At 62.3% G+C, this 19,767-nt stretch carries 16 protein-coding genes and 2 pseudogenes; 7 read left to right on the top strand and 11 right to left on the bottom strand.

Annotated elements, in window-relative coordinates; translation table 11 throughout:
* The first annotated feature begins 53 nt into the window (after window positions 1–53).
* The 4 genes and pseudogenes from uvrA to ACVDG8_RS36130 all read left to right on the top strand — a co-directional run bounded on the left by uvrA (window position 54) and on the right by ACVDG8_RS36130 (window position 4,666).
* On the top strand, window positions 54–2,975 hold the full coding sequence (gene uvrA / locus ACVDG8_RS36145) for an excinuclease ABC subunit UvrA (protein ID WP_447252748.1): 2,922 nt from the start codon (window positions 54–56) through the stop codon (window positions 2,973–2,975).
* Window positions 2,975–3,385, top strand: a complete 411-nt coding sequence (locus tag ACVDG8_RS36140) for a DUF302 domain-containing protein (protein WP_447252747.1) — start codon at window positions 2,975–2,977, stop codon at window positions 3,383–3,385. Before uvrA ends, ACVDG8_RS36140 begins: the two co-directional genes overlap by 1 nt.
* Window positions 3,382–3,854, top strand: a pseudogene (locus tag ACVDG8_RS36135) (GNAT family N-acetyltransferase). Before ACVDG8_RS36140 ends, ACVDG8_RS36135 begins: the two are co-directional and overlap by 4 nt.
* 11 nt (window positions 3,855–3,865) lie before the next feature.
* Window positions 3,866–4,666 (top strand): DUF72 domain-containing protein, encoded by an 801-nt coding sequence (locus ACVDG8_RS36130; protein ID WP_447252745.1) that lies wholly within the window; start codon window positions 3,866–3,868, stop codon window positions 4,664–4,666.
* A 16-nt stretch (window positions 4,667–4,682) separates the two neighbouring features.
* Here ACVDG8_RS36130 and ACVDG8_RS36125 read toward each other — a convergent pair whose 3' ends face one another.
* Both ACVDG8_RS36125 and ACVDG8_RS36120 read right to left on the bottom strand, forming a co-directional pair.
* Window positions 4,683–6,356, bottom strand: a complete 1,674-nt coding sequence (locus tag ACVDG8_RS36125) for an autotransporter outer membrane beta-barrel domain-containing protein (protein ID WP_455707454.1) — start codon at window positions 6,354–6,356, stop codon at window positions 4,683–4,685.
* Window positions 6,357–6,649: 293 nt separating this feature from the next.
* Window positions 6,650–6,871 (bottom strand): hypothetical protein, encoded by a 222-nt coding sequence (locus ACVDG8_RS36120; RefSeq protein ID WP_455707453.1) that lies wholly within the window; start codon window positions 6,869–6,871, stop codon window positions 6,650–6,652.
* Here ACVDG8_RS36120 and ACVDG8_RS36115 point away from each other — a divergent pair.
* A complete protein-coding gene (locus ACVDG8_RS36115; RefSeq protein WP_455707452.1) occupies window positions 6,870–8,264 on the top strand; it encodes a tetratricopeptide repeat-containing sulfotransferase family protein in 1,395 nt (464 codons plus the stop codon). The genes ACVDG8_RS36120 and ACVDG8_RS36115 overlap by 2 nt on opposite strands.
* Before the next feature lie 143 nt (window positions 8,265–8,407).
* A pseudogene (locus ACVDG8_RS36110) lies at window positions 8,408–9,551 on the top strand (GGDEF domain-containing protein).
* A 117-nt stretch (window positions 9,552–9,668) separates the two neighbouring features.
* On the opposite strand, the gene ACVDG8_RS36105 reads toward ACVDG8_RS36110, so the two are convergent.
* From ACVDG8_RS36105 to urtA, 6 genes are all read right to left on the bottom strand, one after another.
* Window positions 9,669–9,845, bottom strand: a complete 177-nt coding sequence (locus ACVDG8_RS36105) for a hypothetical protein (RefSeq protein ID WP_447252741.1) — start codon at window positions 9,843–9,845, stop codon at window positions 9,669–9,671.
* Window positions 9,846–10,344: 499 nt separating this feature from the next.
* The gene (gene urtE / locus ACVDG8_RS36100; RefSeq protein ID WP_371010701.1) at window positions 10,345–11,040 is read right to left on the bottom strand and encodes an urea ABC transporter ATP-binding subunit UrtE; all 696 of its coding nucleotides are present in this window, start codon (window positions 11,038–11,040) and stop codon (window positions 10,345–10,347) included.
* Between the two features lie 69 nt (window positions 11,041–11,109).
* Window positions 11,110–11,856: an urea ABC transporter ATP-binding protein UrtD gene (gene urtD / locus ACVDG8_RS36095; protein WP_447252740.1), complete on the bottom strand. Its 747-nt coding sequence runs from the start codon at window positions 11,854–11,856 to the stop codon at window positions 11,110–11,112.
* Window positions 11,857–11,864: 8 nt separating this feature from the next.
* Window positions 11,865–13,082 (bottom strand): urea ABC transporter permease subunit UrtC, encoded by a 1,218-nt coding sequence (urtC, locus tag ACVDG8_RS36090; RefSeq protein ID WP_447252739.1) that lies wholly within the window; start codon window positions 13,080–13,082, stop codon window positions 11,865–11,867.
* The gene (gene urtB, locus ACVDG8_RS36085; protein ID WP_447252738.1) at window positions 13,079–14,695 is read right to left on the bottom strand and encodes an urea ABC transporter permease subunit UrtB; all 1,617 of its coding nucleotides are present in this window, start codon (window positions 14,693–14,695) and stop codon (window positions 13,079–13,081) included. Before urtB ends, urtC begins: the two co-directional genes overlap by 4 nt.
* Window positions 14,696–14,803: 108 nt before the next feature.
* Window positions 14,804–16,114: an urea ABC transporter substrate-binding protein gene (gene urtA, locus ACVDG8_RS36080; RefSeq protein ID WP_447252737.1), complete on the bottom strand. Its 1,311-nt coding sequence runs from the start codon at window positions 16,112–16,114 to the stop codon at window positions 14,804–14,806.
* A gap of 305 nt (window positions 16,115–16,419) precedes the next feature.
* Here urtA and ACVDG8_RS36075 point away from each other — a divergent pair, with 305 nt between their 5' ends.
* Window positions 16,420–16,809, top strand: a complete 390-nt coding sequence (locus ACVDG8_RS36075; protein ID WP_447252736.1) for a hypothetical protein — start codon at window positions 16,420–16,422, stop codon at window positions 16,807–16,809.
* A 61-nt stretch (window positions 16,810–16,870) separates the two neighbouring features.
* Here the strand turns inward: ACVDG8_RS36075 and ACVDG8_RS36070 are convergent, their stop codons facing one another.
* The 3 genes from ACVDG8_RS36070 to ACVDG8_RS36060 all read right to left on the bottom strand — a co-directional run bounded on the left by ACVDG8_RS36070 (window position 16,871) and on the right by ACVDG8_RS36060 (window position 19,571).
* Window positions 16,871–18,442: a GMC family oxidoreductase gene (locus ACVDG8_RS36070; RefSeq protein ID WP_447252735.1), complete on the bottom strand. Its 1,572-nt coding sequence runs from the start codon at window positions 18,440–18,442 to the stop codon at window positions 16,871–16,873.
* Window positions 18,443–18,491: 49 nt separating this feature from the next.
* Window positions 18,492–19,040 (bottom strand): gluconate 2-dehydrogenase subunit 3 family protein, encoded by a 549-nt coding sequence (locus ACVDG8_RS36065; protein ID WP_447252734.1) that lies wholly within the window; start codon window positions 19,038–19,040, stop codon window positions 18,492–18,494.
* A 135-nt stretch (window positions 19,041–19,175) separates the two neighbouring features.
* Window positions 19,176–19,571, bottom strand: a complete 396-nt coding sequence (locus ACVDG8_RS36060) for a VOC family protein (RefSeq protein ID WP_447252733.1) — start codon at window positions 19,569–19,571, stop codon at window positions 19,176–19,178.
* Window positions 19,572–19,767 lie beyond the last annotated feature (196 nt).

Here is a 19,767-nt window from a genome sequence, read left to right as displayed (position 1 = left end):
CCGGGGGCAACCCGCCAATCCAGCAAATTCCAGACCTGAGGCGGCGACCGGCGATGGCCGACCATAAATATCTTTCCATTCGCGGCGCGCGCGAACACAATCTCAAGAATGTCGATCTCGACCTGCCGCGTGACAGCCTGATCGTCATGACCGGCCTGTCGGGCTCCGGCAAATCGTCGCTCGCTTTCGACACAATCTATGCCGAGGGCCAGCGCCGCTACGTCGAAAGCCTGTCGGCCTATGCAAGGCAATTCCTCGAGATGATGCAGAAGCCGGACGTCGACCAGATCGACGGCCTGTCGCCCGCCATCTCGATCGAGCAGAAGACGACCTCGAAGAACCCGCGCTCGACGGTCGGCACCGTCACCGAGATCTACGACTATATGCGCTTGCTCTTCGCGCGCGTCGGTATTCCCTATTCGCCGGCCACCGGCCTGCCGATCGAGAGCCAGACGGTCAGCCAGATGGTCGATCGCGTGCTGGCGCTGGAGGAAGGCACGCGCCTGTTCCTGCTCGCGCCGATCGTGCGCGGCCGCAAGGGTGAATACCGCAAGGAACTGCTTGAGCTGCAGAAGAAGGGTTTCCAGCGCGTCAAGGTCGACGGCGTCTTCTACGAGATTGCCGACGTGCCGGCGCTGGATAAGAAATACAAGCATGACATCGACGTCGTCGTCGACCGCATCGTGGTGCGTGGCGATCTCGCGACGCGGCTCGCGGATTCGATGGAAACCGCGCTCAAGCTCGCCGACGGGCTGGCCGTGGCCGAGTTCGCCGACAAGCCGCTCGACGCCAGCCAGACCGGCGACGATGCCGTCAACAAGTCGAAGAACGAGACGCATGAGCGCATTCTGTTCTCGGAGAAATTCGCCTGCCCGGTGTCCGGCTTCACCATTCCGGAGATCGAGCCCAGGCTGTTTTCCTTCAACAACCCGTTCGGCGCCTGCCCGACCTGCGACGGCCTCGGCAGCCAGCGCGCCATCGATGTAAATTTGGTCGTGCCGGACGAAAACGTCTCGCTGCGCGATGGCGCGATCAGTCCATGGGCGAAGTCGACTTCGCCCTATTACGCGCAGACGCTCGAGGCGCTCGGCAAGGCCTATGGCTTCAAGCTTGGCGACAAGTTCAAGGATCTGAGCGCCGAAGCGCAGAATGCCGTGCTGCATGGCACGGGCGAGCGCGAGATCACTTTCCAGTATGATGACGGCCTGCGCTCCTACAAGACCACCAAGACCTTCGAAGGCGTGGTCCCCAATCTCGACCGGCGCTGGAAGGAAACGGAATCGGCCTGGATGCGCGAGGAGATCGAGCGCTTCATGTCGGCCACCCCCTGCCTGGCCTGCAACGGCTATCGCCTGAAGCCGGAAGCGCTTGCGGTGAAGATCGCCGGCAAGCACATCGGCGAGGTCACCGAGCAGTCGATCCGCAAGGCCGACCAGTGGTTCACCGACCTGCCGGCGCAGCTCAACGACAAGCAGAACGAGATCGCGGTGCGCGTGCTCAAGGAAATCCGCGAGCGCCTGCGCTTCTTGAACGATGTCGGTCTCGACTATCTGACGCTGTCGCGCAATTCCGGCACGCTGTCGGGCGGCGAGAGCCAGCGCATTCGGCTCGCCTCGCAGATCGGCTCCGGTCTGACCGGCGTGCTCTATGTGCTCGACGAACCGTCGATCGGCCTCCACCAGCGCGACAATGCCCGCCTGCTCGACACGTTGAAGCACCTGCGCGATATCGGCAACACGGTGATCGTCGTCGAGCATGACGAGGACGCCATCCTGCATGCCGACTATGTCGTCGACATGGGCCCGGCCGCAGGCATTCATGGCGGCGAGATCATCGCCCAGGGCACGCCTCGGCAGGTGATGGCCAACCCAAATTCGATCACCGGCAAATATCTGTCGGGCGCGCTCGAAGTGGCCACACCAGGTGTCAGGCGCGAGGCCAAGAAAAATCGCCGCATCAAGGTTGTCGGCGCGCGCGGCAACAATCTGAAGAATGTCACGGCGGAAATCCCGCTCGGCACCTTCACCGCGGTCACCGGCGTTTCCGGCGGCGGCAAGTCGACCTTCCTGATCGAGACGCTGTTCAAGGCGGCGTCGCGCCGCATCATGGGCTCGCGCGAGCATCCGGCCGAGCATGATCGCATCGAGGGCCTGGAATTCCTCGACAAGGTCATCGACATCGACCAATCGCCGATCGGCCGCACGCCGCGCTCCAATCCGGCAACCTATACCGGCGCTTTCACGCCGATCCGCGACTGGTTCGCGGGTCTGCCGGAAGCCAAGGCGCGCGGCTATCAGCCAGGCCGTTTCTCCTTCAACGTCAAGGGCGGCCGCTGCGAGGCTTGCCAGGGCGACGGCGTCATCAAGATCGAGATGCACTTCCTGCCCGACGTCTACGTCACCTGCGACGTCTGCCACGGCAAGCGCTACAACCGCGAGACGCTCGACGTGCTGTTCAAGGGCAAGTCGATCGCCGACGTGCTCGACATGACGGTCGAGGAAGGCGTCGACTTCTTCGCCGCCGTGCCCGGCGTGCGCGACAAGCTGGAGACGCTGAAGCAGGTCGGCCTTGGCTACATCCATATCGGCCAGCAGGCGACGACGCTGTCCGGCGGCGAGGCGCAGCGCATAAAACTCGCCAAGGAATTGTCACGCAAGGCGACCGGCAAGACGCTCTACATCCTCGACGAGCCGACCACCGGGCTGCATTTCCACGACGTGGCCAAGCTCCTGGAGGTGCTGCACGAGCTGGTCGACCAGGGCAACACGGTGGTGGTCATCGAGCACAATCTCGAAGTCATCAAGACAGCCGACTGGGTGCTCGATCTCGGCCCCGAAGGCGGCGACGGCGGCGGCGAATTGGTCGCGTCCGGCACGCCGGAAGCGATCGTGCGCGAAAAACGCAGCTATACCGGCCAGTTCCTGAAAGAGCTTCTGGAGCGGCGTCCGGGAGGCAAACGCGAAGCGGCTGAGTGATGGCTGAAAACGGCCTGATCTCCGTCGAAAGCCGTTTCAGCGTGGCCAAGACGATTGACCGGTTGGCCGAGATCGCAACAGGCGCCGGTTTGCGTGTGTTCGCGCGCATCGACCATGCCGCCGGCGCGCATGAGGTCGGCGCCTCGCTGCGCCCGACCGAATTGCTGGTCTTCGGCCATCCGAAAGGCGGGACGCCGCTGATGCAGGACCAGCAACTTGCCGGCATCGACCTGCCTGTCAAGGCGCTGGCCTGGGAGGATGAGCAAGGCAAGGTCTGGCTGTCCTACAATGACGCGCAATGGCTGGCCGAGCGGCATGGCCTCGGCGACGCCAGCCGCGATGCCGTTGCGGCGATTGCCGCAGGCATGCAGAAGGTTATTTCGGCCGCTGCCGGAGTTGACCAACCATGAGACTCGCTCTCCCCGACGATCTTGCCGCCATCGTCGCGCTGACTTCGGATGCCTATGCGCCTTACATACCCGTCTTCGGCGGGCCGCCGATCCCGGTGACCGAGGATTATGCGCCGCGCATCGCGCGCGGCGAGCTCTGGCTGCTGGAAGATGGCTCGCAAATGGCCGGGCTGATCGTTCTCGAGCGCCACGCGGACCACGCCATGATCTTCAGCGTCGCCGTTTCGCCTGCCTTCCAGGGAAAAAACTCGGCATCAAGCTGCTCGGCTTCGCCGACGAGCAAGCGCGGTCTTGGGGTCTGCCGGAGGTGCGGCTCTATACCAATTCGCTGATGGAGCGGAACATCGCGCTCTATTCGGCTTACGGCTATCGCGAAACGGGTCGCCGCGCCAATCCGTACCGCCCAGGATGGACATTGGTCGACATGGTGAAGCCGGTCGACAAGCCTGATCGTATTTTGAAACACTGAGGAGGAAAACAATGAGCCAAGGAAAAATCCGCTCGGGCATGGGCGGCTGGACCTTCGAGCCCTGGGATACCTCTTTCTACCCGGACAAGCTCGCCAAGGCCAAGCAGCTGCACTACGCCAGCCGCCAGGTGCCGAGCATCGAGGTCAATGGCACCTATTATTCCAGCTTTAAGGAGCCGACCTTCGTCAAATGGGCGGGCGACTCCCCGGACGGCTTCGTCTTTTCGCTGAAGGGCAACCGCTTCGTCACCAACCGCCGCGTGCTCGGTGAAGCCGGTGAATCGATGATGCGTTTCCTCGGTTCCGGCGTCGCCGCGCTCGGCGAAAAACTCGGGCCGATCCTGTGGCAGTTCGCGCCGACGAAGAAGTTCGACCCCGACGATTTCGAAGCCTTCCTGAAGCTGCTGCCGGAGAAGCAGGATGGCGTGCCGCTGCGCCATGCGCTGGAAGTCCGCCACGACAGTTTCATCGTGCCGGAATTCCCCGCGCTTGCGCGAAAATACAACGCCGCGATCGTCTATGCAGACCACGCGAAATATCCCGCGATCGCCGACGTCACCGGCGACTTTATCTATGCACGGTTGCAGACGGGCAGCGACGACAATCCCGACTGCTACACGCCGAAAGGCCTCGATGAATGGGCGGCGCGGGTCAAGACCTGGGCGCAAGGCAAGCAGCCCGCCGACCTGCCGCGCGCCGATGCCAAGACCGATGCGCCGGTCAAGCCGCGCGACGTGTTCGTCTACTTCATCACCGAAGGCAAGGTGCGCGCGCCCTTCGGCGCCATGGCGCTGATGAAACGGGTCGGCTGACCACCACCGGCCCCTGTTACAGCTTCACGTCGAACCCGATGCTGATCGTGTGCTGGTTGTGGCCACTGCCGAACTGCCCGCCATAAGTCGAGGTCAAGGCCATGTTCGGCGTAATGTTCGCCGAAAGCCCGGCCTCGACGCGGCCGAACGCACCTTTTTGCGTGTCGATCTCGCTCAAGAAAATTGTCGGCGAACTGGTGTAGGAGGTCGAGATGGAGTCGTTGCCGAGGAAGCTGTCGCCGACGCCCACGCTGACGAAGCCGCGCAGCTTGCCGCCATTCGCCATAGTCCAGTCCTTCGCCGCCGAGACACCGACGAAGCCCTCGAGATGGTCGACCGAATAGGATGGAACATTGAGGTTGCCCGTGCCGGCGTCGGTCTCGGTGTAACCGTCGACATGCGTGCGCAGGTAAGACAGGTTGGCGAAGGGCGTGATGGTGGCCACCGGCATGTCGTATGGCTGCGCCACGCCGATGCGGGCGCCGAAGCTGCTGCCGTCGATATCCGCATTCGCTGTGCCCGCTCCCGCGGTGCGGGAATAGGTCCAGGATCTGTTCGACAGCGAAATTCGCGCATCCAGGATTGTGCCGGTCGGCGCCACCCAGCGCGCATAGGGCGCGACGGTGTATTGCTTGTTGGTGATATCGGAATAGACGCCGCCGATGTCGCCGCTGCCATGCGCGTAGCCGCCGGCGATGCCGAGCAGCAGTCCAGATGCAAAATTGTGCTCGATGCCGATACCGGCCAGGTAACCATCGAAATCGAGGTCGCCCGCCGAATAGTCGCGCGAACCGGTGGTGTAGCCACCGAACAAGTAACTGCGCGTGCCGTCGACATTGGTAACCGCGACCTTGCCGCCTTTCTCGCCGATCTCGTTGGCGAGCGCAGCCGCGCCGTCCTGCTTTCCGCCTGGTGCATTTTCGGCAGCGTACTGCAAAGCGCCGGTCACCATTCCGGGAGCGTTGTAGCCGTTCGTCCAGATCACGGCGTCACGGTTGAGGATGCCGTCGAACGCGTCATGCATGCTTTGCGACAGGCCGGTCACTGCGCCGGCGGCGGGCAGGCTGCCGTCGACCAGCACGCTCCAGTTCACCAGCGTCTGGATCTGTTCGACCGTCAAGCCATCGAACACCGGACTGTTGACGAAGAGCTGCGCCTGCTGGGTCGCCAGCGCGACGTCCTGCAGATAGACTGCCTGATCGGTGCCCGTTCTGGCGTTGTCGCCGAACAGGATATCGACATTCATGATCGACACGGTCTGGCCGGGGGCAACCGTCAGCGGAAAGATGATGTAGGGATTGTCGTCGCCGTTCACGAAGTGCGTCGTGGTCTGATTGAAGGCGTAGTCGTTGTTGCCGTAGATATGCGCGATGACGGGATCGGTATAGTTACCGACTTGGTTCTGCCCAGTCACGACATAGCCCGGTCCCGACGCGTGCACATAGGTAGCGCTGTCGGAACCCAGATTGCCGCCAAAGGCCACGTTGGCGGAAATACTGCTGCCCGTGTTGTTGGTGAAGCTGTCGAACCAGCGAATTGAGTTGGCCGGGAGGCCCGGCACAGCGACGTAAGATTGCGTCTGGCGTGCCGCGGTGAGGCCGTTGAACGCTGTGGCGTAGGGGCTGTTGTAGGCATCGCCGGTGTTGGTCGTGCCGTAGATTGCGCCCCAACCGTCATAGGCGTCCGTCACGACACCGTTAGTCGCCGATGCTTCGACAGCACCACCTGGAACGGACGATGTCTGCGCAATAGCTGAATCAAGTGCGGGCCCTATATAGGACGTGCCACTCGTCCCTCCTTGACAATAGATGTTCTGACAAATGAAGTATTGTATGACGCTCTGGTCGGCGCGGGCACCCGTCGCCGGGAGCGCAAGCGCCATTGCCGAAACCGAGGCAAACAAGCCCGCTGTCAGAAATTTCATGCTATCCCTACCACCCGTAGACACCGCCCTCGGCGGATGTCATCACCCTACGTAACTCTTTACACGCCGCAACAATTGGTGTTTTCCGGCAGGATTAGGGATTGGTAATTAAGTTGCAGAATAGCAACAGTTTTTCGCTCGACCGCCTCATTGCCGAAGCCCGCAGGCTGCACCTTGCCGGCGACTTCAGGCGCGCCCGCGCAACCGCCGAGGCTATTCTGCGCGGCGCGCCGAAAAACCTGCCGGCGCTCGAGGTCTTTGCCCTGGTGGAAATGGAGCATGGCGACCTCGCCGAAGCCGTGCGGCTGCTCAAGCAGAATCGCCAAGGAACTGCCCGGCAGTGCCGAGGCGCAGTACAATCTCGCCCTGGCTCATCGCTACGCCGGACGCCTGGAGCTGGCCGCATCGGGCTTCAACCTGGCGCTCAAGCTGAACCCGGGATTGGGTCGCGCCCGGGCCGAACTGGCCACGACCTATGCCAACCTTGGACAGTTCGACAGCCTGGCCCGGATCTGCCGCACGATGATCGAGGCGAATCCCAACGACCCGCGCCCCTACAGCCATCTCGCCTTCAATATGCCCGAGGCGTTGTCCGACCAGCATTGCGCGCTGATGGCAAGGGCCGGCCATGACCAGAAGATCCCGCAGGGCATAAGGGCCAGCTTTTTATTTTCGATCGCGGAGATCTTCCGACGCCGGGGCAGGCATGAAGAGGCATTTGCTGCCTTGAAGGAGGCCAATGATCTTACTTTGGCCGCGCTTGGCGACGATGCCGCACCGACCAAGGCAATCGCGCCGGCCGGAGAGAAGCCGCGGCTGACGACGCCGGAGGCAGCGGCAACGGCACACAAGCTCCTCTGCGACTACGTTCGGGACACCTTCACGCCGCAGTTCCTGTCAAGATTTGGCGGCCATGGCGAGCGTAGCCGCGTTCCCGTCTTCATCGTCGGCATGCCGCGCTCGGGTTCGACGCTGGTCGAGCAGATACTGGCCAGCCACCCCGGCGTCTTCGGCGCCGGCGAAATTCCCGACTTGTCCATCCTGACCAACATGCGTTGGCCTTATGGTGGTCCGAGCCGCGATGGCGGCAAGCGTCCCGACCAACCGCCAGCTCCGGTCGCCACCTATTTCCGGGATATCGGTCGCGAGTACATCGCCAGGTTGCGCAAGATCGATGCGCAGGCCACCATGATCGTCAACAAGATGCTCGGCAATTACGTCCATATCGGTATGATCGACCTCTGCCTGCCCGATGCCATCATCATCGACATAAGGCGCGACCCGGTCGACAATTGCCTGGCCTGCTACCAACGTCAGTTCCGCACCGGACATGAATTCACCTACGATCTCGCCGCGCTGGGAGCGCAGTATCGGCGCTATGTCGCGGTCATGGATCATTGGGACCGCGTGCTGCCCGCAAGGGTGCTGAGGGTCGATTACGAGGAATTGGTCGGCGACCCGGAACCGCAGATCCGCCGGTTACTCAACCATTGCGGTCTGCCGTGGAACGACGAGGTGATGCGGTTCCACGAAAACACCCGCCCGGTCCGCACCGCCAGCCTGTCGCAGGTGAGGCGCCCGATCAGCACGACGTCGGTGGCCAAATGGAAGCCATACGCCCGGCACTTGGGGCCGTTGCTTGAAAGTCTGGGCGACCTGGCGCCGAAAAACTAGGCCACCGCCTGGATCTGCCCGCACCGGCGCAACCGGCAAAACCCTCGCATCTTCGCGGCGATCGTAACGCAATCGATACTTCCTTGCTGCACTAATGCGCCTACGTCAGGTTGCAGAGGCCCGGCGTCGGCAAGGACGCGTTTATGCTGCTCGACTACAATTCATTGCTTCTGGCCGTCGGCTTTTCCGCTGCCTGCCTGAGCCTCACATTGTTCGGGACGTGGCTGACCGCTCGTACCGACAAGTTCCTGCTGACATGGGCGATCAGCGTGCTGGTTATCGTGGCCGAGGTCTTCGTCTACGACGCCTATATCGCAAAGCCCGGGCCGACGCTTGGCGTGGCGACGCTTGCGCTGCTTCTGCTCGGCTTCTCGGTGATGCTGGGCGCCTCGCATCAGTTCCGGACCGGACGCTCGCCGCTGCCGCGCATCGTGCTCGGCGCCGGCGTCTCTTTGCCTTCACCTTGCCGCCCATGGCGCTCGGCTATGACGGGCTGGGCTTCATATCGGAGATCTCTTCGCAGCACTTCTGCTGTTCGGCACTGCCTATGAATATTGGCGGGGTCGGCGCGAAGCCCCTGTGCATCTTGTCGGCGTGGCGCTGCTCTATTCATTGACCGCCGCATCCTTCGTTTTGTGCTCGGCCATGCTGGTGCTGGGCGGCAAGCTGGTCCTCGGCCACGCGCCGAGCAACTGGGCGGAAGATCTGAACCTCGTCATCGTCATCGCCGCGATGACCGGCATCGGTGGGCTGTCGCTGGCGCTGAACCAGGGGCGGATCGCCCGCCATCACCAGCACGAGGCGCAAACCGACGCGCTGACCGGACTGCTCAACCGCCGCGCGCTCTTCGACTTGCACGGCAAAACGCCTGTCGGCGCTTTCACGGCCGTGGTGGTTTTCGATCTCGATGGCTTCAAGGCGATCAACGACCAATACGGCCACGCCGCCGGCGACGAGGTGCTGAAGGTCTTTGCCGAAGAACTGATGGTCAGCCTGCGCCCGAACGACATCGCCGCGCGCATGGGCGGTGAGGAATTCGCGCTGGTGCTGAAGCGCACGATGCCGGAGATGGTCGAGGGCGCTGCCGAGCGGATCAGAGCAGCGTTGGCCGCGCGCGCGATTGAAACAGAGACGGGCCAGCTGAGATGCACGGTCAGCGCCGGCTTCGCTTTCGGCAGCAATGAAGGCACCAGCTTCGACAAGGTGCTCAGCGCCGCCGACAAGGCGCTCTATGCGGCCAAGCGCGGCGGCCGCAACCGCGTGCTCGACTTCCGTCGCGCCGGGTAAGTCCGTCTTCTAGAGCAATTCCAGGAAAAGTGTGAGCGGTTTTCTGTCCGGAATTGCGTCAAAACAAGGAGATAGAGCGGTTCGCCGTTTCCGTGAAACGGTGAAACGCTCTAGCCTTCAGTGATGCGCTATCACGTCGTAGAAGGCATCGAGATCGACGTAGAAAACCTTGGTTATTTCATCCAGCAGGTCATCCTGGTCGAAGCCCTGCGACATCAGGATGTTGATCGCCGTCATGATATCGACGCGCTCGGTGAGGCGCCGCTTCTGATAGTCCTCGACAAAACGCTCCATCGCCTTTTCCCCTGGCAAGATTCTTTTTGGACGCATTGACCGACAATCACTGCGGGGAAAGCTAGGAGGACTGGCTTGCGTGAAACTTGCGGGCCAAGCCCCGACTTTCCCGTTCATCTGCGACTGGTACGGAAAGCGGCCGACTCACCAAGGCCAAGAAAAGACTAGCATGCAGTATTACTGGTGCCAGGGGGTAGTATGCGAACCTCGCGACTTCGTCATCCTTGGGCGTAGCGACGCGAAGCGGAGCGAAGACCCAGGGATCCATGCCGTGACTTCGAAGCGTTGCGAACGGTGCAAAGAATGGGGCAAAATGCGCCGCAGAAGTAATTTTATTCTCTACCGCGGCGCTCTTCGGCGGATGTCGCGGCATGGATTCTAGGGTCTGCGCGCGTCGCTGCGCTCCTTGCTCCGCCCTAGAATGACGAAGCGCTTTGGGAAGTTCAGCTAATATTCAACGTGCGCGATCCGCGCAGCCGTTCAGCGATGAAAATCTGGGCTACACAGTAAGGAACTTCCGAACATCGGCGCGATCTAAATCTTCCGCCGGTCCGGTGTGGACGATCTGGCCGCGGTCCATGATGTTGACCTCGTCGGCAAGCTCACGGCAGAAATCGAGATATTGCTCGACCAGGAGCACGGCGATCCCGGCCTGGTCGCGCAGGTAGCGGATGGCGCGGCCGATATCCTTGATGATCGAGGGCTGGATGCCTTCGGTCGGCTCGTCGAGCACAAGCAGCTTCGGCCGCATCACCAGCGCCCTGCCAATGGCGAGCTGCTGCTGCTGGCCGCCGGAGAGATCGCCGCCGCGACGTCCCAGCATCTGCTTCAACACCGGAAACAGCTCGAAGACATGCGCTGGAATATTACGGTCGGCGCGCTTGAGCGGTGAAAAACCGGATTCCAGGTTTTCGCGCACCGTCAGCAGCGGGAAGACTTCCCTGCCCTGCGGCACGAATGCGATGCCCGACCGGGCGCGATCATACGCCGCGCTCCGGTCGAGCGCCTTCCCCTCGAAGGCAACGCTTCCGCTCGTCAGCCGGTGATGGCCGACGATCGATCTCATCAAACTGGTCTTGCCGACGCCGTTGCGGCCGAGCACGCAAGTGATCTTGCCGGCGCCCGCCTTCAGCGAAACGCCGCGCAACGCCTGGGCGGCGCCGTAGTGAAGCGTGGCGTTGGAAACTTCGAGCATGTCAGCGCCTTCTCCAGAACCGGAGGAACGACAGATCGAAGCGATGGAATTGCACCCGCCACACCATGCTCATCTCCCCAGATAAACTTCGACGACACGCTCGTCGGCCGAGACGAAATCGAGCGTGCCCTCCGACAGCACCGCGCCCTCATGCAGACAGGTGACCTTGACGCCGAGCTCGCGCACGAAATGCATGTCGTGCTCGACCACGATCACCGAATGGTCGCGCGCAATGTCCTTGAGCAGGCGCGCGGTCTCCTCGGTCTCGGCGTCGGTCATGCCGGCGACCGGCTCGTCGACGAGCAAGAGCTTCGGGTCCTGCGCCAAGAGCATGCCGATCTCCAGCCATTGCTTCTGGCCGTGGCTCAGATTGGCGGCGAGCACGTCACGCTTGTCGCCAAGCCGGATCACGCCGAGGATGTCGTCGATCTGGCGCGTTTCGCCGGCGGAGCGGCGATGGAACAGCGCCGGGAAGATCGAACGCGGCCCCTTCAGCGCCAGCATCAGGTTTTCCTCGATCGTATGGCTTTCGAAGACGGTCGGCTTCTGGAATTTGCGGCCGATGCCCATCATGGCGATCTCGGCTTCGTCATGGCGGGTGAGATCGACCTGGCCGTCGAAGAACACCTCGCCCTCGTCGGGCCGTGTCTTGCCGGTGACGATGTCCATCATCGTCGTCTTGCCGGCGCCGTTGGGACCGATGATCGCCCGCATCTCACCCTTGTCGAGCACCAGCGACAAATTGTTGATGGCGCGAAAACCGTCGAAGGAAACCGAGACGCCGTCGAGATAGAGGATGGTGTTCGACTTGCTCATGGGGTCGCTCACTCCGCCGGCTGCGGTTCGGGGCCGGAGGCCGACCAGGCGCCGGGCGCGGTCGCCGCCGAGCGCACGATCTTCGGTTCTTCCGCGTCGATGGCGGCTTCTTCGGCGACCAAGGCAGCGCGCATCGCTCGGGCATTGCCACGCCAGGAATCCCACATGCCGACAATGCCCTTGGGCAGCAGCAGCGTGACGGCGACGAACAATCCGCCCAGCGCGAACAGCCAGTATTCCGGCAGCACGCCGGTGAACCAGGATTTGCCGGCGTTGACGAGCAGCGCGCCGACGATCGGGCCGACAATGGTGCCGCGCCCGCCGACGGCGGTCCAGATCACCACCTCGATCGAGTTGGCCGGATCGAATTCGCCGGGATTGATGATGCCGACCTGCGGCACGTAAAGCGCGCCGGCGATGCCGGCCATCACCGCCGAGACAGTGAAGGCGAACAGCTTGACGTTCTCCGCCCGCCAGCCAAGGAAGCGGGTGCGGCTCTCGGCGTCGCGCACCGCCATCAGCAGCTTGCCGTATTTGGAACCGACGATTGCCCAGGTGAGGAACACGGCGAGCGCAAGCGTGACGGCGCTGGCCGCAAACAGCGCCGAGCGGGTCGCATCGGCCTGTACGTTGAAGCCCAGAATGTCCTTGAAATCGGTCAGGCCGTTGTTGCCGCCGAAACCCATGTCGTTGCGGAAGAAGGCAAGCAGCAGCGCATAGGTCATCGCCTGGGTGATGATCGACAGATAGACGCCGGTGACGCGGCTGCGGAAGGCGAACCAGCCGAAGATGAAGGCAAGCAGCCCGGGCACGGCCAGCACCATCAGCGCCGCGAACCAGAAATGGTCGAAGCCGGTCCAGAACCAGGGCAATTCCTTGTAGTTCAGGAACACCATGAAGTCGGGCAGGATCGGGTTGCCGTAGACGCCGCGCGAGCCGATCTGGCGCATCAGATACATGCCCATCGCATAGCCGCCGAGCGCGAAGAACGCGCCATGGCCGAGCGAGAGGATGCCGCAATAACCCCACACCAGATCGAGCGCGAGCGCCAGCAGCGCGTAACTGAGATACTTGCCCGTAAGCGCCACCATGTAGGACGGGACGTAGAAGGCGCTGCTTGGCGACACGGCAAGATTGAGCACCGGCACGATGACGGCCGCCGCCAGCAGGATGAAGATGGTGATGGCGATGCGGCGGTCGGCGCCGAAGAAGCGTCGTGTGATCATGCTTCCACCGCCCTGCCCTTGAGCGCGAACAGGCCGCGCGGGCGTTTCTGGATGAACAGGATGATCAGCACCAGGACGACGATCTTGCCGAGCACGGCGCCGGCATAGGGTTCCAGGAATTTATTGAGGATGCCGAGCGAGAAGGCGCCGACCAGCGTGCCCCACAGATTGCCGACGCCGCCGAAGACGACGACCATGAAACTGTCGATGATGTAGCCGCGGCCGAGATTGGGCGAGACATTGTCGATCTGGCTGAGCGCCACGCCGGCAATGCCGGCGATACCGGATCCAAGCGCGAAGGTCAGCGCATCGACCCAGGGCGTCCTGATGCCCATCGACGCCGCCATGCGCCGGTTGGCGGTGACGGCGCGCATCCGCAGGCCCCAGGACGTGCGCTTCATGACATAGAGCAGCACGCCGAACACCAGGAGCGCGAAGACCAGGATCCACAACCGGTTCCAGGTGATGGCGAGCTGGCCGACATCGAACGAGCCGGACATCCAGGACGGATTGCCGACCTCCTGGTTGGTCGGCCCGAAAATGGTGCGCACCGCCTGCTGCAGGACCAGCGACACGCCCCAGGTGGCCAGAAGCGTCTCCAGCGGACGGCCGTAGAGGAAGCGGATGATGCCGCGCTCGATGGCCAGGCCGACCAGGGCCGCGACCAGGAAGGCAAGCGGCAGCGCGATGATCAGCGACCAGTCGAACAGCCCGGGAAACGACGTGCGGATCACCTGCTGGACGACGAAGGTGGTGTAGGCCCCCAGCATCACCATCTCGCCATGCGCCATGTTGATGACGCCCATGACGCCAAAGGTGATGGCGAGCCCGATCGCGGCCAAGAGCAGCACCGATCCGAGCGAAATGCCGTACCAGATGTTCTGGCCGGCATCCCAGAGCGCCAGTGTTGAATTGATGTTGGCGATCGCCGCCGTCGCCGCTTCCTTGACTGCTCCGGAGGCGTTGGCCTCGACGGAGGTGAGGAGCGACACCGCGTTGCGGTCGCCACGCGCCCCGATCAACGCGATCGCGGCGAGCTTGTCAGCTTCGGGTTTGTCTGAAACCAGCACGGAAGCAGCACGTGCCTGTTCCAGCAAGGCCTTGACGCTGGCCACGCTTTCACTGGCGATCGCTGCGTCGAGCGGCTCGATATTGGCGGCGTCCGGTGTCTTGAACATGGTGTCGGCGGCGGCGATGCGGACAGTCGGATCCTTGGAGCCGAGCGTCAACGTGCCCAATGCATCGCGGATGGCGCGACGCAACGTGTTGTTGACGCTGACCTTGGTTATGTCGTCCGCAGAGGCCTCGCCCGCTGCTTCGCCGCTCAGAGGGTCGAACAGCTGGACGTTGTCGTCGCCTTCCTTGCCGATGAACACCATCGAATCGGCCGCGCGGCTGTAAAGATTGCCGTCCGCCAAGGCAGCAAGCGGCCGTTCGACAGTTGGATCGCCTGTGGCTGTCAACTCTTGAACGACAGCTTCTGTCTCGGAAAAGTCCGTTACCGTAGCGAACTTGGCGATAATGGCACGCAGATCGGCTTCCGCGGCGCCCGAAGACGACAGCGTCGTCAACAGGAGCAAGAGCGTCAGGCCCATCGCATGGAAGATCTTCATCGGTTTTTGATGACCCTTGAAGGTTGAACTGGGCGTCCGGACAGTGGAGGAAACCGTCCGGACGCGCGCGGTCTTGGACATGGACCCGGAAGTCCAGCCCGGGGAGGATCAGTTCGTGCCCTTGCCGCCGCACTTGCCGGTCTTGACGTTGAAGTTGCCGCAGCTGAGCGGCGCGCGCCAATCGGAAATCAGGTCTTTGGAGTCGGGCAGATAGTCGGACCATTCGTCGCCCATCACCAGGCCTGGCGTCTTCGAAACCGTTTCGAACTGGCCGTTGGCCTGGATTTCGCCGATCAGCACCGGCTTGGTGATGTGGTGGTTCGGCATCATTGTCGAGTAGCCGCCGGTCAGGTTCGGCACTGAAACGCCGACCATGGCGTCGATGACCTTGTCCGGATCGGTGGTGCCCGCCTTTTCAACCGCCTTCACCCACATGTTGAAGCCGATATAGTGGGCTTCCATCGGGTCGTTGGTGGTGCGCTTGTTGTTCTTGATGAACTTGTGCCAGTCGGAGATGAACTTCTTGTTCTCGGGCGTGCTGACGCTCTCGAAATAGTTCCACGCGGCGAGATGTCCGACCAGCGGCTTGGTGTCGAGGCCGGCCAGTTCCTCTTCGCCGACCGAGAAGGCCATGACCGGGATGTCCTCGGCCTTGATGCCCTGGTTGCCGAGTTCCTTGTAGAACGGCACATTGGCGTCGCCGTTGACGGTCGAAACGACGGCGGTCTTCTTTCCGGCCGAACCAAACTTCTTGATCGCCGAAACTTCGGTCTGCCAGTCGGAGAAGCCGAACGGCGTATAGTTGGTCATGATGTCTTCGGCCGCGACGCCCTTGGACTTCAGATAGGCATCGAGGATCTTGTTGGTGGTGCGCGGATAGACGTAGTCGGTGCCTTCCAGCACCCAACGCTTCACCGAGCCGCCGTCCTTGCTCATCAGATAGTCGACCGCCGGAATGGCCTGCTGGTTCGGAGCGGCACCGGTGTAGAACACGTTGCGCTCGCTTTCCTCGCCCTCATACTGGACGGGATAGAACAGGATGTTGTCGAGCTCGGAGAACACCGGCAGCACCGATTTGCGCGACACCGAGGTCCAGCAGCCGAACACCGCCGCCACTTTGTCCTTCGAAATGAGCTCGCGCGCCTTTTCAGCGAACAGCGGCCAGTTGGAAGCCGGATCGACAACCACGGCCTCGAGCTTCTTGCCGAGCAGGCCGCCCTTGGCGTTCTGCTGCTCGATGAGCATCAGCATGGCGTCTTTCAGCGTCGTCTCCGAAATCGCCATGGTCCCCGACAGCGAATGCAGAATGCCGACCTTGATCGTGTCTTCCGCGGCCTCGGCGGAAGCCGAGGCCAGCAGGCCGGCCGCGACGACGCCCGCCGACAGGATCTTTGTTATTTTCGCGAAATTACCCCTCATATGACACGCTCCCAAGCTGGTTGTTTGCACCGCACCATAGGCTGTGCAAGCGACATGCCAGACGGAAAGGCATCGCGACATTTTATGAGATAATATTGTATTTACAGGCGCTTATCTTATGATCTTAAAACTTCTCGCACCTGCCGCAGTGCGGAAAGTTGAGAAAAGTTTACGCACATATGCCTAGATTTTGCCCAAATGGTAAAACTGCCTCAAGTTTCATCAGCAGCGTCCCGATCGCCTGCGGCCCTGTTGCGGGGTCACGGCAAAATGAGGCAAGGTCGCTCTCGCAAACGAGCGACGTCATGGCCTTCCGTTTTATCCTCGCCTTCCTGATTCTCGTGTCCGCCGCCGGCGGCGCGCGCGCCGACTTCGCCGACGGCAAGCTGCCAGACGGGACCTATCACTGCGAAGTCTATCTGCTCGGCCTGTTCATCAACCTCGGCGACATCACCATCAAGGGCAACCTCTATAGCGGCCCGGTCACCTTCGGCAGCGCGCCTCAGGCCTACAACTATCAGATGGACGCCAATGGCGAGATCAACTGGCTCGGTCCGCTCGGCGGCTACACCGCCGGCGGCAACTCGCTTTCGATGACGCAGGCGACGCTCGACGGCCAAGGCGCCCCGTCTTTCGACATCATCATGAAGCAGCCGGACGGCGCCTTTACCGCGTCGACCTGCACCAAGGGCTGAGCTCTCGTAAAAAAGACGCGGAGCCCTTTCGGACCCCCGCGCCAGCAGGCAGTCGGGAGGTTCAGATGGTCTTCGCCGACATCTGCGCGGCGATGTAGTCGGCCTGGCGGATCGCCAGCGACACAATCGTCAGCGTCGGGTTCTCGGCCGCGCCCGTCGTGAACTGGCTGCCGTCCGAGACGAACAGGTTCTTGATGTCGTGCGCCTGGCCATGCTGGTTGACGACGCCGTCTTCCGCTTTCTCGCTCATCCGGTTGGTGCCGAGATTGTGGGTCGAGGGATAAGGCGGCGTCGGGAAGCTGCGCGTGGCGCCAACCGCATCGTAAAGTGCGGCGGCCTGTTTATAGGCATGGTTGCGCATCGCCTCGTCGTTGGGATGGTCGTCGAAATGGACGTCGGCGATCGGCATGCCGTGCTCGTCCTTTTCGTCCTTGTGCAGCGTGATGCGGTTTTCCTCGCGCGGCATGTCCTCGCCGACGATCCACAGGCCGGCCATGTGGTCGTAATGGTCGAGCGCGGTTGTGAAGGAGCGACCCCAGCCACCCGGGTTGAGGAAGGCGGCCATGAACGGCAGACCGAGCGACAGCGTCTCGAACTCGTAGCCGCCGACGAAGCCACGCGACGGATCGTGCCGCGCCTCGTCGCGGATGATGCCGGCCATGGTCGTGCCGCGATACATGTGCACCGGCTTGTCGAAGATGGCGTAGACCGAGCCGGTAGTGTGGCGCATGTAGTTCTTGCCCACCTGCCCCGACGAATTGGCAAGCCCGTGCGGGAACTTGCTCGACTCCGAATTCAAGAGCAGGCGCGGGCTCTCGATCGAGTTGCCGGCGACCGCGACGACGCGGGCTTTTTGCTCCTGCAGCTTGCCGTCCTTGTCTGCATAGACCACGCCCGTGACCTTGCCGGAAGCGTCATGGTTGATCTTGATCACCATCGCGTTCGGCCGGACTTCCAGATGGCCGGTCGCTTCCCCCTTCGGGATCTCGGTGTAGAGCGTCGACCATTTGGCGCCCCATTTGCAGCCCTGGAAGCAGAAGCCGGTCTGCTGGCAGGAATTGCGGTCGTCGCGCTCCACCGAATTGATGGCCATGTTGCCGGTATGGCATTCCTTGTAACCGAGCTTGTCGGCGCCGGCCTTGAGGATCTTGAAATTGTTGTTGCCGGGCAGGCGCGGCCAATCATTGGTGCCGGTCACGCCCATCTTGGCCTCGGCCTTGGCGTAGTAAGGCTCCATTTCGGCCAATGTCACCGGCCAGTCGAGAAGGTTCGCGCCCTTCACCTTGCCGTAGGTCGTTGCCGTCTTGAACTCATGCTCCTGGAAGCGCAGCGAGGCGCCAGCCCAATGCGTGGTAGAGCCGCCCACCGATTTGACGATCCAGGCCGGCAGGTTCGGAAAATCCTTGGCCACGCGCCACTCGCCGGATGTGGTGCGCTTGTCCTTCCAGGCGAGTTGGGCAAACGAGTCCCACTCGTCATTGATGAAGTCCTCATATTCGTGGCGGGCGCCCGCTTCGAGGACAACGACGTCGATGCCTTTCTGCGCCAGTTCATTGCCGAGCGTGCCGCCGCCGGCGCCGGAGCCGATGATGACGACCACGCCGTCGTTTTTGAGATCAAATTGTGCTGCCATGGTTTCCTCCCATGAAATCGGTCAAAAAGCGGTTCGAGAACAGAGCGGCTCAGAGCCACTCGATGTCGTTGAAGCCGCGCGCGATATAGCCGCCCTTGGAGTAGGACTCGCCCTCGTAGCCGAAGATCGGCCACACCTCCTTCTGGTTGTAGAGGCTGACGACGAGACCGCCGCGAACCGCCTGGAAGAAAGGCGTCTTCTCGATGTCGGTGAGCAGCGCCACACGCTGCTCTTCCCAGCCAAGCCCGCGATAGCCGCCCTTGCCGGCCTTCTTGTCAAGTTCGGCGATGCCCTTCTCGATCAGTTCCTTGTGGGCAGGATCCTTGGCGGCCGCCTCGTCATGGCCCTTGACGGCGATCGCGTAATATTTGTCCGGGACCTGGTCGTGCGGATAGATATCGCGCGCCACCTGGATCAGTGTCGCCATCGTCTCCGGCTTCAGTGCCGAGGTTTCCAGACCCCAGGCATGTTCGGGACTGATGATGGCGCTGCCCGAGATGATGAGCAGCGCGCCGGCGCCGCCGCGTTTGAGAAGCTCGCGCCGTGACAGGCCAGGCTTCTTCTCATAGCCCGGCCTCTTCTCATAAATCGTGACCATATGTTCCTCCCTGCTTGCTGTTCGCACCCCGAAGGTGCCGTTGCTGGCGCCGCGCCGGTCCGCGCGGCCGTTTGTCCGAATTTGCTGGAGCATGATCTTTTCCGAAAACCGGTTCCCACTTTTCGGGATCACGCCCTAGAGGTAGCGCCCTCCTCGCTGCAGAACCTCGATCTTGTAGCCGTCGGGATCCTCGACGAAGAAAAAGCGGGCGATCGGAGTGCCGTCGTGATTGAAGTCGACGATCTTCTTCGGATTGAGGCCGAGCGCGCCGAGCCGGTCGTGCTCGCCGTCGAGATCGGCGACCGAAACCGCGAGGTGGCCATAGCCGTCCCCGAGCAGATAGGGCTCGGTCCGCCCCTTGTTCACGGTGATCTCGACCTCGAAGGGCTGTTCGGTATTGCTGAGATAAATGAGCGTGAAGGTTTCGAAATCGAGCCGCTGCGCAACCTTGAGGCCGAAGGCCTTGTCGTAGAAGTCGACGGACCGCGCCTCGTCGAGAACCCTGATCATGGAATGGACCGTCTTTGCCAAATCGGACTCCGCAGCGTTCCTGGGCTTTCAGGAGCGATTATGCGCGCCGGCGAAAAAAGATGGTGGCAGCCGATTACCACGCATACGGCTTGAAAATGGCTAGTGTCGCCACAGTTTCCAGGAAGGCCGCCGCCTAAGGACCAAAGTCCGATTGCCGTTGCCGGCGGTGAGGTTGAAGATAACAGGTGCAGGCAGT

It is taken from the genome of Mesorhizobium sp. ORM8.1 (assembly GCF_053005525.2).
The sequence above is the reverse complement of the archived record's forward strand: the minus strand, read 5'-3'. Positions and strand labels throughout refer to the sequence as shown.